The organism is Caballeronia sp. TF1N1 (assembly GCF_022878925.1).
GTDB lineage: Bacteria > Pseudomonadota > Gammaproteobacteria > Burkholderiales > Burkholderiaceae > Caballeronia.
Map to the genome: position 1 here is coordinate 2,280,399 of NZ_CP084626.1, position 13,969 is coordinate 2,294,367.

Here is a 13,969-nt window from a genome sequence, read left to right on the forward strand (position 1 = left end):
TGGACCCGGCAACAACGGTCAATGCATGTGCGAGAAAGATCGCGCGCCGTCAAACACCGGCGACTTCGATCTTCGACATCACCACGCCGACAAGCTCATGCTTGACACGCGAGGCATGTACCTTGATCGGCACAGCGTCGTGAATCCAATGCAACTGAACATGGTTGTATTGTGTGCCCTCTGCGATCGCGACGTTAATCGTATAGTCGCCGACGGGCAGCACCGGCATGAAAAAGGAAAACTCCGCGCGCAACAAGTCGTTCTCATCAACGGCGACAGGCCGTTCGGCGAACGTCTTGAACGTGTTCGCGCCAAAAAGATCCTGCCCACGGTCGTTTTTCAGGTAGAAACCTACGATGGGCGACGTCAACGCTTCTCCACATATCGTGGAAACTTGCAACGTGACGGCCTCTCCGCCCACTATCCAGTCGAGTCTGCGGCGCGCGGAATCCAGAAAAACGACGTCGACAATTCTCGCGTCCCCCGAGCCGAATGATTGCGAATGCGGGTCGAACGGCAGGACTTGCATGTCATTGCGCAACGACGAACCGTTGATGAGTTCTCGTCGCATATCGTACTGAGACCCGCGCCGCGGGCCCAATGCGAATGTCTGCTCGCCACCGGCTTGTGACCCGCTGCTGTTGCCGTAGTAGGCATCGAGATAAGCAGAACACACTTCGTCGGGATCGCCAACAGCCACAACTTTTCCGTGATCTAGCCAGACCGCTTTCGAGCAAAGCTTGCGGATCGAAGATGTGTCGTGACTTACGAACAGAATGGTGCCCTGCTTCCTGAATTCATGGAGGAAGCGAAAACACTTCTGATTGAAGAACGCGTCGCCAACCGCAAGTGCTTCGTCGATAACCAGGATGTCTGCATCGACGTGGGCGATCACAGCGAACGCCAAACGTACAAACATGCCACTCGAGTACGTCTTGACCGGCTGATCAATGAACTCGCCTATCTCCGCAAATTCGACGATACGCTCATAGCGCTCGTCAATCTGTTGACGCGATAGACCATATAACTGCGCGTTCAGATAAACGTTCTCGCGGCCCGTGAATTCAACGTCGAAACCGGAGCCAAGTTCGAGCAGCGCCGCGACCTTGCCCTCGACGCTAATCGAGCCCGTCGTTGGAGCGAGCGTGCCGCAAACGATCTGCAGCAACGTGCTCTTGCCCGAGCCGTTGCGCCCGATAATTCCAACCGTCTCGCCTCTCGCAACAGAAAAACTCACATCATTCAACGCGGTGAACGTCTGCCCAAGCATCGAATCATTCATCAGGTGCATGCCTGCCACGCGCCTAGAGGAAAGTCGCGCCGCAACACTCAGCACGCTGCGCTTGAGTCGATCCGATGGTCGTGCGTAAATCGCGAAAGCCTTGCTGATGCCTGCGGCATCAATCGCTTTGCGCTGATACTCTGACGATTGCTCTCCCAACCTGCCCCCAAGCTACATCAAGCCGGCATACGGACCCTATGGTGATCCGGATGAGCAGCATTATCCATAAAGTCGCGATTTTACAGCATTCTTTGTTCTGGCCACGCACACTACCTCAACCAGTTCGATGACAGTTGGGCCCGATTCTCAATGCCGACCTAAGACTGGAAGACAGACTACGGCAACGTAGGAGCGTCAATTTTCAGGGACTTGCATGTTTTACACTTGGACACATTGATCAGGGAGCGCTCTGCTTGGAGCGATATCGCATATGCGATAATTCACGGCGACGGCTCGGCTTTTTGCGTAAGTGGCCCGCTACGCTAGAACGTCAAACGCCGTGGCGCTGCGCAGGCTTTGCGCCCGTATCCTGCTTACTTTGGCGTTTGCCACCTCCCCGTTAAACGACTACCTTTGTCTATGCACAGCTTCAGCGTTTCGCCGCGATACCTCGCTGCGTCCTTAGTCAAGAATTGGCGACTTATGTTCGACCTTGGCCGCCGCGACGCCGTAGGGCGCTATAAGGGGTCGGCGCTTGGAATACTCTGGTCGTTGCTCACGCCATTGCTGATGCTCTGTATCTATACCTTTGTCTTCAGCGAAGTGTTCAAGTCACGCTGGGGTGGGAGCGGGGCCCAAACTGCAAGCAAGAGCGAGTTTGCAGTCGTTCTGTTTGCCGGCATGATCATGTTCAATCTTTTTTCTGAGTGCGTGACCCGCGCACCGTCGCTAATTCTTTCAAACTCAAATTTCGTCAAGAAGATCATCTTCCCGCTCGAGATTCTTCCGTGCGTTACCCTCCTGTCCGCCATGTTTCATATGTGCGTGAGCGTGTTCATTCTTTTGATTGCCGAATGGATTATCATCGGGTCAGTGCCTGCGACAGCATTCATGCTACCAATTGTCCTTTTGCCGCTTTGCGTACTCATCCTCGGCCTTAGCTGGGCGCTTGCGGCAACCGGCGTTTATTTGCGTGACATTGGGCAGACCATCGGCATTCTGGTCACCGCACTTATGTTTCTGTCGCCGGTATTTTTTCCAGTGTCATCGCTTCCAGAGCAGTTCCGCTCGCTCGTTTATATGAATCCGATGACCTACCCTATCGAACAAAGCCGCGACGTCCTCGTCTGGGGTGTGTCGATAGACTGGGCGCGCTGGGGCGCTTACTCCTGCATCGCGGTAGTCATCGCCTGGCTCGGATTTGCGTGGTTTCAAAAGACACGCAAAGGATTCGCGGATGTCATCTGAGGTTGTCATCCGCGGCGTAGGACTCAGCAAGGGATTCGCTTCTTATGAGCGGCCGACCGACCGACTAAAGCAAGGTCTCCTCGGAGTAGCGAGCAGGGCCATGCCATTGTCCGCTGCCCGTCGCGCACTGGCCACTCGTGCGCGTCAATGCGTTCGTACATTCTGGGCGCTCAAAGGCATTGAATTTGAAGTCGCGCGTGGGGAAACGGTAGGTATTATTGGCCGCAACGGGTCTGGAAAAAGCACTCTTTTACAGATCATATGCGGAACGCTCGCCCCGACAAGTGGCCAGATCGAGACCCATGGGCGCATAGCGGCTCTGCTCGAACTAGGGTCCGGATTTGACGTAGAGTACACTGGCCGAGAGAACATCTTCATAAACGGGCAGCTTCATGGTCTGAGCCATGAGCAGATTGAATCGCGCCTTGCTGACATCATCGCCTTTGCCGACATCGGCGAATTTATCGATCAGCCTGTCAAGACCTACTCGAGTGGCATGTTCGTACGTCTTGCCTTTTCCGTGATCGCTCACGTTGATGCTGACATACTTGTCATTGACGAAGCACTGTCGGTAGGCGACGCCTTTTTTACGCAGAAATGCATGCGCTTTTTGCGGCGCTTTCAGCAAACGGGCACGGTGTTGTTCGTCAGTCACGATTCCTCCGCAGTACGTGGCCTTTGCGACCGAGTGATCTGGCTAGACCGCGGCGTCGTTCGCGAATCCGGCGATGCAAAACGTGTGTGCACGAATTATTTCGAGGCGTTCTACAGGCAAGCACGCCGTGAACGTCAAGGACAGTCAGTCGAAGACAAGAGCGAGGTCATGGATCGCAAGGCAAATCGACTTGCCAAATTGCGAAAAGAGAGCGAAACCTTCGATCAGCGCGAGCGTTTCCGTGGCACAGGCACTCTGGTCGCGCCGCATCTTGACGATGTGGCAATCGATACCCAGCATTTGCCTGTAGAGCGTCAACAGCGCGTCATCCGCTCGGTGGTCTTGGCAGGGGAAGACGGTAACGCATTGAGCTGGATAGCCGGCGGAGAGCGTGTGTCGTTGGAAATTAATTTTGATAATTTTGTTGGGAAGGAAATGCCCGTTGTCGGCTTCGTCTTTAAAGACCGGCTCGGTCAGCCGCTTTTTGGCGATAGCAATTTTTTCGCCAGCGATTCACTGAAGCTTCCTATCGGCGACAAGGGTATCGCACGCTTTATGTTCGAAATGCCCACGCTTTTGCCGGGCGAGTATGCAATCTCGGTGTATGCGGCGCGACGCATTGCCTCGGAGGCCGAGCTCATAGATTGCATCCATGACGTCCTAATCGTCAAATCGGAATCCACCGCTGTGGCAACAGGTATCGTCGGCATTCGCATGTCCCAGATAAACCTGTTCGTCGAAAGCGAACTCGAGAAGACGTAGTCGACACTTCATGGGGCGTTTATGCAGCGCTTCGCCATATCCCCACTGTTCTTCCGTGTTGAATAAATGACAATCGGCCAAGATAACCAAGAAATACCGCCAATTATTAACGCGAAGACATTAGTCAGCACGGAAGATTCTAGTCTGCAGCAAGCGCATCAACGCATCGTTGAATTGGAAGGGAGCCTTGCAAACGCCCTCGCCGAGCTTGATCATCAGACGTCGGTCGAAAACGAACGTATGAAGCTCGAGATTCAACTGCATGCGTTACGGAATTCGGCATCTTGGCGTATTACCGCACCGCTGCGACAGGCCGATAACTTGCGGAAAGCCGCAAGGTTACTTTTCGACACCGTGTCTCGACAGGCGCAGGCAAGAGGCGGTTTTCTCGCTGCTGCGCGTTACTATTTTGACATGGGGCGGCGCGAGGGCGTCGAAGGTATTAAGGCGCGTTTCCGCCGTGTCCAGACGGGCGCCGGTTTCAGTGACTGCGTCCCGACCGATGATGCTTACCACGAGTGGATCGAACGATACGACACCCTCGGTCCCGCGCAAGTTGCGCAAGCTATGGCGTTGCTTGATACGCTGATTAAGAAGCCACTGATATCAGTCATCGTACCGACCTATAACAGCGCGCCGGACGATCTCGAGGCAATGATCGAATCTGTCCGGAAGCAAATTTATCCGCATTGGGAACTTTGTGTCGCAGACGATGCTTCGACGGACTCTAGCGTTCGCGAAGTCCTGCAAGCGTGGCAAGCGAAAGACAAGAGAATCAAAGTAGTTTATCGGGAAGAGAACGGTCATATATCGGAGGCGAGCAACTCCGCGCTAACCGTCGCCACCGGCGAATACATAGCGCTGCTCGATCATGACGACATTCTGCCGGCTCATGCGCTCCTCCTGGTCGCGCGTTATATAGGCATGCATCCTGCGGGACGGCTCTTTTACAGCGACGAGGACAAGCTCGACCCATCTGGAAAGCGCACAGCTCCCTATTTCAAGCCAGATTGGAATCCGGTCCTCGCCCTGACGCAAAATCTGTTCTCACATCTTGGAGTTTACGAACGCACGCTCGTGGAAGAAGCAGGCGGCTTTCGAAAAGGCTTCGAGGGCAGCCAGGATTACGACTTGGCGCTTAGATGCATCTCAATAGCTGGAGCGGAATGTATCGTGCATATTCCGCACGTACTTTACCATTGGCGGATCACATCAAAGAGCACTTCGGGCGGTCAAAACAGAAAGCCTTATGCCCTGAACGCGGCGGTTCGAGCAGTGAACGAATTCCTACAGCATTCTCGGATCATGGCAGTCGTCGAACCCATCTTCGGCGATTCCGGCCTGCTGAGGGTTCGCTATGCGACTCCAAGGCCGAGTCCCAAAGTTTCGATCATCATTCCCACTCGCGATGGCGTCGCGTTGCTGCGCCAGTGTGTCGACAGTGTTCTGCAGAAGACGCTCTATAAGAACTTCGAGATCATTATTGTAGATAACGGCAGCGTCCAGGCGGAGACGCTTGCCTATTTCGCGCAGATTAATGGCGACGATCGAATTCGAATAGTTCGAGACGACTCTCCGTTTAACTTCTCAGCGCTCAACAACAAAGCAGCGAGGCTGGCTGAAGGCGAGTTTCTCTGTTTGCTCAACAACGATATAGAAGTCATTTCGCCTGATTGGCTCAACGAATTAGTGTCGATCGCTGTGCAGCCGGGTACTGGTGCCGTGGGTGCTGCACTCTGGTACCCAAACAATACTCTGCAACACGGAGGCGTCCTGATTGGTCTGGGTGGTATAGCAGGGCATATGCACCATTCGCTCCAGCGTGGCAGCCTTGGCTATTTCAATCGAGCTATTGCCCTGCAAAATCTGGCCGCCGTAACGGCCGCGTGCCTGATGGTTCGGCGCGAGATTTATCAACAGGTAGGCGGCCTGGACGAAAAACTCGCCGTTGCCTTTAATGACGTCGACTTCTGCTTGCGTGTTCAAACAGCGGGTTATCGCAATGTCTGGACTCCGTTCGCTGATCTGTACCATCACGAATCAGCGACTCGCGGATCGGATATGAGTCCCGAAAAGTACCAACGTTTTCTTTCGGAAATTCGCTTAATGGAGGACAGGTGGGCTGGCAAATTCGATCGAGATCCTGCTTACAATCCTAACCTATCACTCAGCGTACAGGTACACCCTTTCACGCTCGCGAACCCGCCCAGAATAGGGATGCTGGATTGATCCGTCCGCTTGGGACTGGCTACAAGTTTTGACAGTGGCACACTACTCTTGATACGGCCCAAGACGACCGCGCAAGCCATCGCAGATACCTCTTAATGCCATTCGAAGATGCTGTCCTCGCTGCTTTGGAAAAAAGCAGTAGATTAGCAGCCGGACCGGCAGTTTCACGATTTCGGTTGACTTCCATGTGCCGGGCATATTAGCTCGCCCTATGAGCGCAATAACATTTCTAAACTGGTAGTAATGCCGAATGGGAGAATGCATTGGATAGGTTCGGCCAAGAACTCGCACAGGCGCGCCCCCGAGTTCGTGGTTCATATGCACCCAAGGTACGCCGAGCACCTGATAACCTAGCCTTTTTGCACGCGCGCACCACTCTAGATCTACAAAGTCGATAAACAATGCGTTTTCCATCGGACCTATGGACGTCCAGAATTTCAGATTGAGGCACGATCCCGAAGAGATAAGAAAGTCCACGTCTATCGGAACGTTGCCTTGCGGTGAGATGCGAGCTAACCGCCACCATCTGAAACGTACAAATGGAGTAACACCGCCCAATCGTGCGTCGTCGTAGGCGGGACCTGCAAGAGCAACGCGCTGCTGCATTCGGTTGGCATTGTCAAGAACCGCAGGAAGGTCGTGAAGGAGAACGTCTGGTGGTTCGCTATCTTGATCAAAGACAATGGCGTAGTCGAAGCCAGCTGGAAGAAGCACTTCGACGCCCTGATTGATGGCTGCAGCAATACCGAGATTAACGCCATTCGGTCGATAAGTAATTGCGGCCGATAGTCCGATCTGCGACTTGTCCCGTATGGACGCGGAGTTATCGACAACCACGCAAAATAGCCGCTCAGAAAGACGGTTGGCTCGCCTGATGCACGCCTCGTCAGGCTCATAAAAAACGATGACTGCGGCGGTACGCGAAGCCAATGAAATGCCGCTCAACGTTCGGCCATGCAAAGTTGCAGCGCGTCCTTCCAGTCGGGCGAACGCAATCTAAAAGCCAGATTTAACTTGTCATTGGACAAGCGCGAGCTGGATGGACGCTTCGCAGGCGTCGGATAACTTGCAGTTGGAATCGCATGCAGCAGTGGTCGCTTCCGAGTATCTATAAGCTCGAAGATGGCCGCCGCAAAGTCGTGCCATGAAGTCGATCCGTGCGCCGAAAGATGATAGATTCCCGAATTTTGCTTCCACCATTGACCCTCCGCGGTCACCGACTGCGCCAGCACATTCGCCGTCAGCGCCGCGATAGTCTTGGACCAAGTCGGCGCACCAATCTGATCCGCCACCACGCTCAACTCATCCCGCTCTGCGCCGAGCTTTAACATCGTTAGCAAAAAATTTTTGCCACGCGTGCCATACACCCAACTCGTGCGGAAAATCAGATGGTCACAACCCGAAGCCACAATGGCCTGCTCACCAGCCAACTTGCTCCTGCCGTAGACATTTTGCGGATTCACCGCATCGTCTTCAACATAAGCGCCGTCTTTCGTACCGTCGAAGACGTAGTCCGTCGAGTAATGAACAAGCGCCGCGCCAAGGCGCTTTGCTTCTTCCGCAAGCACGCCGGGCGCCTCGCCGTTAATGCGCATCGCAGCGCCGACGTCGGACTCGGCTTTGTCGACCGCCGTGTAGGCCGCTGGATTCACGATCAACGACGGCTTTACATCGCGCACGACGCGACGGACTTGGCCGAGGTCGCTGAGATCGAGGCCCGCGCGGGCCAGCGCGACCACCTTACCCAGCCCCTGAAGGCTGCGCGCCAACTCAAAACCAACCTGACCGTTCACACCGGTCAAAAGAATCGTCCGTTGATCGGCGCTCACGCAAACACCTCGGCTTCGCTCAAACCCTTCCCCGCCGCGTCCTTCGCCGCCAACAACGGCTCAAAGTCAATCGGCCACTCAATACCAATCTCCGGATCATTCCAGACGATGCTTCTCTCGTGCGCCTGATACCAATAATCCGTAGTCTTATAAAGAAATTGGGCCGTCTCCGACAACACGACAAAGCCATGCGCAAACCCCGGCGGCACCCACAACTGCCGATGGTTTTCTTCCGACAGATTTACGCCCACCCACTTGCCGAAGTTCGGCGAACTCTTGCGGATGTCCACCGCGACATCGAACACTTCGCCTTCTACCACGCGCACGAGTTTGCCTTGCGGGTGCTGAATCTGATAATGCAAGCCGCGCAGCACGCCCTTTGCCGAACGCGAATGATTGTCCTGCACGAACTCGACGCCCGCTTCTACCTGTTCCGCAAACTCACGGCCATTGAAACTTTCGTAGAAGAAGCCACGTGCATCGCCGAATACCTTCGGTTCGATGATCTTGACTTCGGGCAGCGCCGTAGCAGTTACTTGGATGGCCATGCGACTTGGTCCTTCGGAAGATTGAGCAGATATTGACCGTAGCCGTTCTTCGCAAGCGGCTTCGCGAGCGCGAGAAGTTGCTCTTCGCCAATCCATTCCTTGCGATATGCGATCTCTTCAGGACAAGCCACCACGAGTCCCTGCCGCTTTTGCAGCGTCGCGATGAACGTCGCGGCTTCGATCAGCGAATCGTGCGTGCCCGTGTCGAGCCACGCATAACCACGTCCCATGATCTCGACATCGAGTTTTTTGTCCGCGAGATAACGTGAATTTACGTCTGTGATTTCGTACTCGCCACGCGGCGACGGCTTGATGTCGGCTGCAATATCGCACACCTTGTTGTCGTAGAAATAAAGACCCGTCACCGCGTAGTTCGAACGCGGCTTCGCGGGCTTTTCCTCGATCGACAGCGCGCGGAACTTCTGGTCGAACTCAACCACGCCATAACGCTCGGGATCATGCACGTGATAGGCAAACACAGTCGCGCCCTCGGTGCGCGCGTCCGCACTTTCCAGCTGCTTCGCGAGATCGTGACCGTAGAATATGTTGTCGCCGAGAATAAGCGCGGACGGATCGTTGCCAACAAAATCACGGCCGATGACGAACGCCTGCGCGAGGCCATCCGGCGACGGTTGCACCGCGTACTGGATATTCATGCCCCACTGGCTGCCGTCGCCGAGCATCGACTCGAAACGCGGCGTATCTTGCGGCGTCGAGATCACGAGCACGTCACGAATGCCTGCGATCATGAGCGTGGACAGCGGATAGTAGATCATCGGCTTGTCGTACACGGGCAGGAGCTGCTTCGACACCGCATGCGTAATCGGATAAAGCCGCGTGCCGGAGCCGCCGGCGAGAATAATGCCCTTGCGCGCCATTGTCAGTTCCTCACGCGCGCTGCGCGTAGTTCGTCTCGACCCACTTCCGATACTCACCGGAAGCCACTTCGTCAGCCCACGCCTGATTGTCCAGATACCACTGAACCGTCTTCTCGAGCCCCGTTTCGAACGTCTCCGCAGGCTTCCAGCCGAGCTCGCGCTCGAGCTTGCGCGCGTCGATAGCATAGCGGCGGTCATGGCCCGGACGATCCTTCACATACGTGATCTGATCGCGATACGAACCGCTCGTCTTAGGCTTCAACTTGTCGAGCAAATCGCACAGCGTATGCACGACTTCGAGGTTCTTTTTCTCGTTCCAGCCGCCGACGTTATACGTCTCGCCAAGCGCACCGCGCGCCAGCACTTCGCGAATAGCCGAACAATGGTCGCCCACGTAGAGCCAGTCGCGCACGTTCTGACCATCGCCATAAACGGGCAGCGGCTTGCCGCCGAGCGCATTCGCGATCATCAGTGGGATCAGCTTTTCCGGGAACTGGTACGGGCCGTAGTTGTTCGAGCAGTTGGTCGTGACAACCGGCAAGCCGTATGTGTGGTGGTATGCGCGCACCAGATGATCCGAACCGGCCTTCGTAGCCGAGTACGGGCTGTTCGGTGCGTACGGCGTGGTCTCGGAGAACTGTGGATCAGTTGCGGACAGCGAGCCGAACACTTCGTCGGTCGAAACATGCAGGAAGCGGAAGGCTTGCTTCTCTGCTTCAGGCAGCGCGCTCCAATACTGGCGCGTGGCTTCGAGCAGAACGAACGTACCGACCACATTGGTCTGAACAAAATCTGCCGGGCCGTGGATGGAGCGGTCTACGTGACTCTCGGCGGCAAAGTGCAAAATGGCGCGGGGCTTGTGCTTCGCGAGCAGTTCGTCCATGGCCGCGCGGTCGCAAATGTCGGCACGCGCAAACACATGACGGGCGTCGCCCTTGAGCGACTGAAGCGTTCCGAGGTTCCCCGCATACGTCAGCTTATCGACGTTCAAAACGGGTTCGTCAGAGCCATTTAGCCAATCCAACACAAAGTTGGCGCCGATAAAACCAGCACCGCCCGTCACGAGAATCATAGAAGCCCTCTTCACCGCTCACAGTTTTGCTCGACTGAAAGCGCGCTCGAATTATGGAAAAAATTGCGCATTTCGCGCGATGTGCGCCTTCTAGCGAAAACATTGACCGATTGTCACCAATCTTGATTCGCCGGATGCCCCACTTTGGTAAGCCGTCAATTATAAGGCCACCAAGTGCAAAAACTACACGGCTAACAACTTGATACAGCTAGCGATTATCGATTACAAGCGAATCCCGCCGCGTTGTCACGCGCGTAGTAGAAGGTTCGCGGAATGCTTAATGAAGCGGCAGCCAAGTCGTTATCGCGTGTTTCATAATGCTCGCTATCCGACGCCGCGCGTCCACCGTCTCACTTTTTTCCATCGATGACCGACGTCACCAACGCCACCGTAATTCACGCTAGCTCCGCCCCGCTCGTCTTCGGCGACCTGCAAGGTTGCTGCGATCCCTACCATCGACTGCTGAAAAAAGCCGCGCCCGATGCCGATACGCCTCTCTGGTTCGCAGGCGACCTCATCAATCGCGGACCGAAGTCGCTGGAAACGCTGCGCGAGATCATCGCGCTCGGTTCGCGCGCCACCGTCGTCCTCGGCAATCACGATCTGAATCTGCTGTCGGTCGCGGCCGGCCTGCGCAAGCCGAAGAAAGGCGACACGCTCGACGACATCCTCAACGCACCCGACGTGGCTGACCTGATCGAATGGGTACGCCACAAGCCCGTTGCGCACTTCGAGGACGGCGCGCTCATGGTTCACGCTGGCGTCCTGCCGCAATGGGACGCGACGATGACGCTCGAACTCGCGCATGAACTCGAAAAAGCGTTGCGCGCGCCCGACTGGAAAGCGACGCTCGCCACGCTGTATGGCAACGAGCCGCATCGATGGGATGAGTCGCTCACCGGCGCCGACCGCCTGCGCGTGACTTATAACGCGCTGACACGCATCCGTTTCTGCACCGCCGACGGCGCGATGGAATTCGCCAACAATGGCGGGCCGGATGCCGCGCCGCCCGGCTATCTGCCGTGGTTCGACGTGCCCGGCCGCAAGACGCAGGACGTGACGGTGGTGTTCGGACACTGGGCCGCGCTCGGTCTGATGGTCCGCAACGACGTGCTGTGTCTCGATTCAGGCTGCGTCTGGGGCAACAAGCTCTCAGCGGTGCGGCTGACCAAAGACCCGGCTCAGCGCGTAATCACGCAGGTGAGTTGCGCGATGAAGCCGAAACAGCGTTGAGCGATTCAGGGAGCGGCATGGGATCAGCCGCCGTTGCCGCGCCGCCACGCATGGTTTCGAGCGCGGCGAGAATCGCGGCTTGGGCTTCGCTCGCAAGCAGACGGCGGTCAGCGCCCGGCGCGAGCGGATTGCACACATAGAGATGCGCCGTGAGCGGCGTCGCGTTCAGAAGCGCGTCGAGGGAATCGCTCAGCGTCATGTCGCCGATATACGCCGGCGCGAGCGACTGCTTGCCGTGCGCATCCTCGTACATGATGCACACCGGCTGCACAGGACACGATGCCGATACCGCCGCCTGGAACATGTTCGCGTGGAACGGCAGGAGCGCCTGACCATCGCTGGTGGTGCCTTCGGGGAACACGCACATCATCTCGCCCGCGAGCAGGCGGTTCGAGAGTTCATGCATGATGCGCTTCGCGTCGCTACGCTTCTCGCGCTGCACGAACACCGTGCCCAACTGATGCGCGAGCCATCCAACAACCGGCCAGTTGCGAATCTCCGCCTTCGAGACGAACGGCGTCGGCCGCCATGCATTGATGACGTAAATGTCCATCCACGAAACGTGATTGCCGACCACCAGCACACCGCGATCGAGCCGCGCTTCGTCGTTGTGCACGACGAGTTTCATGCCGGACAGACGCAGCATCTCAAGCGACCACGCGCGATTCATCGCGCTCCGCTCATCCACCGATGCGCGCGGAAAACGCCGCGCGACGACCCACATGCCATACAGCAGATGGACCAGAAGCCGCAGCTTGCGTAATGCCTGGTTCATGCGCGACTCGTACGCTTAACGGCTTTCGTAAGCCAGATGACCGCCGACGATCGTCGCGCGCACACGCGCCGGCAACTCGTAGCCGAGGAACGGCGAGTTGTGGCCCTGGCTCTTGAGCTTCTTCGGATCGACGCGCCACTCGGCGGCGGCATCGAACACGCACAGGTCGGCGAGTGCGCCCACGGTAATGCGTCCGGCCGGCAGCTTCAGCACGTCGGCGGGCGCGGACGTGATGCGCGCCAGCGCCTTCGCGAGCGGCAAGTTGGCTTCGTGCGCCCACTTCACCGTCAGCGAGAGCAGCAGTTCGAGGCCGGTCGCGCCCGGCGTGGCTTCGGCGAAAGGCAGGAGCTTTTCGTCGTCGTCGAGCGGCGTGTGATCGGAACAGATTGCGTCGATGGTGCCGTCCGCGAGACCCGCGCGTATTGCTTCGCGGTCGCGTTGCTGACGCAGCGGCGGATCGAGGCGGAACTGGGAATCGAAGTAGCCGATATCCACGTCCGTCAGATGCACGTGGTTGATCGTGACATCGCACGAGACCGCGATGCCTTCGGCCTTCGCCGCGCGCACGAGCGCGACGCCCGCCGCCGACGACAGATGCGACAGATGCACGCGCGCGCCCGTCACGCGCATGAGTTCGAAGATGGTATGCAGCGCGATGGTCTCCGCCGACACCGGCACGCCCGACAGCCCCAGCCGCGACGCCACCGCGCCGCTTGCCGCCACGCCGCCCTTCGCCATGAACGCGTCTTGCGGACGCAGCCACACGGTATAGCCGTAAGTGGTCGCGTATTGCAACGCGCGCAGCATTGTGCGCGTATCGACGATAGGGTTATCCGCCTGCGAAAAGCCGATGCAACCCGCCTCGGTCAACTCGACCATCTCGGTAATCGCCTCGCCCTTCAAGCCGACAGTAAGCGCGCCCAGCGGATAGACATGCGCCTGATGCAGCTTCTGCGCGCGAAACTTGAGCATTTCGACGAGGCCGGGTTCGTCGAGCGTGGGATCGGTGTCGGGCGGACAGACGAGGCTCGTCACGCCGCCCGCCATTGCCGCGGCCATTTCGGATTCGAGCGTTGCCTTGTGTTCGAAGCCCGGTTCGCGCAGACGCGCCGCGAGATCGACGAAACCCGGCGCGATATGCAACCCGTTGGCCGCGATGACCTTGGCCGCGTGAAAGTCGGCCGGCGCGTCGCCAATCGAAACGATGCGGCCCGCCGCGATGAACACGTCCTTGCGCGCTTCCGTGCCCGCAACCGGGTCGATGATCGTGCCGCCTTGAATCTGGATCTTCATGTCGCG

12 protein-coding genes are annotated in these 13,969 nt (G+C 57.2%); 4 read left to right on the forward strand and 8 right to left on the reverse strand.

Annotated elements, in window-relative coordinates:
• Positions 1-49: 49 nt before the first annotated feature.
• Entirely contained in the window at positions 50-1,441 is a 1,392-nt protein-coding gene (locus LDZ28_RS10560; RefSeq protein WP_244826083.1) for an ABC transporter ATP-binding protein, read from the reverse strand.
• A gap of 420 nt (positions 1,442-1,861) precedes the next feature.
• Between LDZ28_RS10560 and LDZ28_RS10565 the strand changes: the two genes are divergently transcribed.
• The 3 genes from LDZ28_RS10565 (at position 1,862) to LDZ28_RS10575 (ending at position 6,335) form a co-directional block, all read left to right on the forward strand.
• Positions 1,862-2,689, forward strand: coding sequence for an ABC transporter permease (locus tag LDZ28_RS10565; RefSeq protein ID WP_244826085.1), 828 nt, complete (start codon positions 1,862-1,864; stop codon positions 2,687-2,689).
• Positions 2,690-2,789: 100 nt separating this feature from the next.
• Complete coding sequence (locus tag LDZ28_RS10570; protein WP_370652026.1) at positions 2,790-4,106, forward strand: ABC transporter ATP-binding protein; 1,317 nt, start codon at positions 2,790-2,792, stop codon at positions 4,104-4,106.
• A gap of 66 nt (positions 4,107-4,172) precedes the next feature.
• Positions 4,173-6,335, forward strand: coding sequence for a glycosyltransferase (locus LDZ28_RS10575; protein WP_244826089.1), 2,163 nt, complete (start codon positions 4,173-4,175; stop codon positions 6,333-6,335).
• 42 nt (positions 6,336-6,377) lie between these two features.
• On the opposite strand, the gene LDZ28_RS10580 is transcribed toward LDZ28_RS10575, so the two are convergent.
• From LDZ28_RS10580 to rfbB, 5 genes are read right to left on the reverse strand one after another with little or no spacing between them, the layout of a single operon-like run.
• Positions 6,378-7,295: a glycosyltransferase family 2 protein gene (locus tag LDZ28_RS10580; RefSeq protein WP_370652027.1), complete on the reverse strand. Its 918-nt coding sequence runs from the start codon at positions 7,293-7,295 to the stop codon at positions 6,378-6,380.
• Positions 7,277-8,164, reverse strand: a complete 888-nt coding sequence (gene rfbD / locus LDZ28_RS10585; RefSeq protein WP_244826092.1) for a dTDP-4-dehydrorhamnose reductase — start codon at positions 8,162-8,164, stop codon at positions 7,277-7,279. The genes LDZ28_RS10580 and rfbD overlap by 19 nt, the downstream gene beginning before the upstream one ends.
• Positions 8,161-8,712, reverse strand: coding sequence for a dTDP-4-dehydrorhamnose 3,5-epimerase (gene rfbC, locus LDZ28_RS10590; protein WP_244826094.1), 552 nt, complete (start codon positions 8,710-8,712; stop codon positions 8,161-8,163). Before rfbC ends, rfbD begins: the two co-directional genes overlap by 4 nt.
• Positions 8,697-9,590: a glucose-1-phosphate thymidylyltransferase RfbA gene (rfbA, locus tag LDZ28_RS10595; RefSeq protein ID WP_244826095.1), complete on the reverse strand. Its 894-nt coding sequence runs from the start codon at positions 9,588-9,590 to the stop codon at positions 8,697-8,699. Before rfbA ends, rfbC begins: the two co-directional genes overlap by 16 nt.
• A 10-nt stretch (positions 9,591-9,600) precedes the next feature.
• Positions 9,601-10,662: a dTDP-glucose 4,6-dehydratase gene (rfbB, locus tag LDZ28_RS10600; protein ID WP_244826097.1), complete on the reverse strand. Its 1,062-nt coding sequence runs from the start codon at positions 10,660-10,662 to the stop codon at positions 9,601-9,603.
• A 366-nt stretch (positions 10,663-11,028) separates the two neighbouring features.
• Between rfbB and LDZ28_RS10605 the strand changes: the two genes are divergently transcribed.
• Positions 11,029-11,895, forward strand: coding sequence for a symmetrical bis(5'-nucleosyl)-tetraphosphatase (locus tag LDZ28_RS10605; protein WP_244826099.1), 867 nt, complete (start codon positions 11,029-11,031; stop codon positions 11,893-11,895).
• On the opposite strand, the gene LDZ28_RS10610 is transcribed toward LDZ28_RS10605, so the two are convergent.
• Both LDZ28_RS10610 and LDZ28_RS10615 read right to left on the reverse strand, forming a co-directional pair.
• On the reverse strand, positions 11,855-12,670 hold the full coding sequence (locus LDZ28_RS10610) for a 1-acyl-sn-glycerol-3-phosphate acyltransferase (protein ID WP_244826100.1): 816 nt from the start codon (positions 12,668-12,670) through the stop codon (positions 11,855-11,857). The genes LDZ28_RS10605 and LDZ28_RS10610 overlap by 41 nt on opposite strands.
• Before the next feature lie 15 nt (positions 12,671-12,685).
• The gene (locus LDZ28_RS10615) at positions 12,686-13,963 is read right to left on the reverse strand and encodes a dihydroorotase (protein WP_244826102.1); all 1,278 of its coding nucleotides are present in this window, start codon (positions 13,961-13,963) and stop codon (positions 12,686-12,688) included.
• Positions 13,964-13,969: the final 6 nt, after the last annotated feature.

Excerpts from the sequence above, each read along its gene's own strand:
- LDZ28_RS10565 (WP_244826085.1), top strand. The coding sequence starts at position 1,862 with ATGCACAGCTTCAGCGTTTCGCCGCGATACCTCGCTGCGTCCTTAGTC.
- LDZ28_RS10570 (WP_370652026.1), top strand. The coding sequence starts at position 2,790 with ATGCCATTGTCCGCTGCCCGTCGCGCACTGGCCACTCGTGCGCGTCAA.
- LDZ28_RS10575 (WP_244826089.1), top strand. The coding sequence starts at position 4,173 with ATGACAATCGGCCAAGATAACCAAGAAATACCGCCAATTATTAACGCG.
- rfbC (WP_244826094.1), bottom strand. The coding sequence starts at position 8,712 with ATGGCCATCCAAGTAACTGCTACGGCGCTGCCCGAAGTCAAGATCATC.
- rfbA (WP_244826095.1), bottom strand. The coding sequence starts at position 9,590 with ATGGCGCGCAAGGGCATTATTCTCGCCGGCGGCTCCGGCACGCGGCTT.
- rfbB (WP_244826097.1), bottom strand. The coding sequence starts at position 10,662 with ATGATTCTCGTGACGGGCGGTGCTGGTTTTATCGGCGCCAACTTTGTG.
- LDZ28_RS10605 (WP_244826099.1), top strand. The coding sequence starts at position 11,029 with ATGACCGACGTCACCAACGCCACCGTAATTCACGCTAGCTCCGCCCCG.
- LDZ28_RS10610 (WP_244826100.1), bottom strand. The coding sequence starts at position 12,670 with ATGAACCAGGCATTACGCAAGCTGCGGCTTCTGGTCCATCTGCTGTAT.
- LDZ28_RS10615 (WP_244826102.1), bottom strand. The coding sequence starts at position 13,963 with ATGAAGATCCAGATTCAAGGCGGCACGATCATCGACCCGGTTGCGGGC.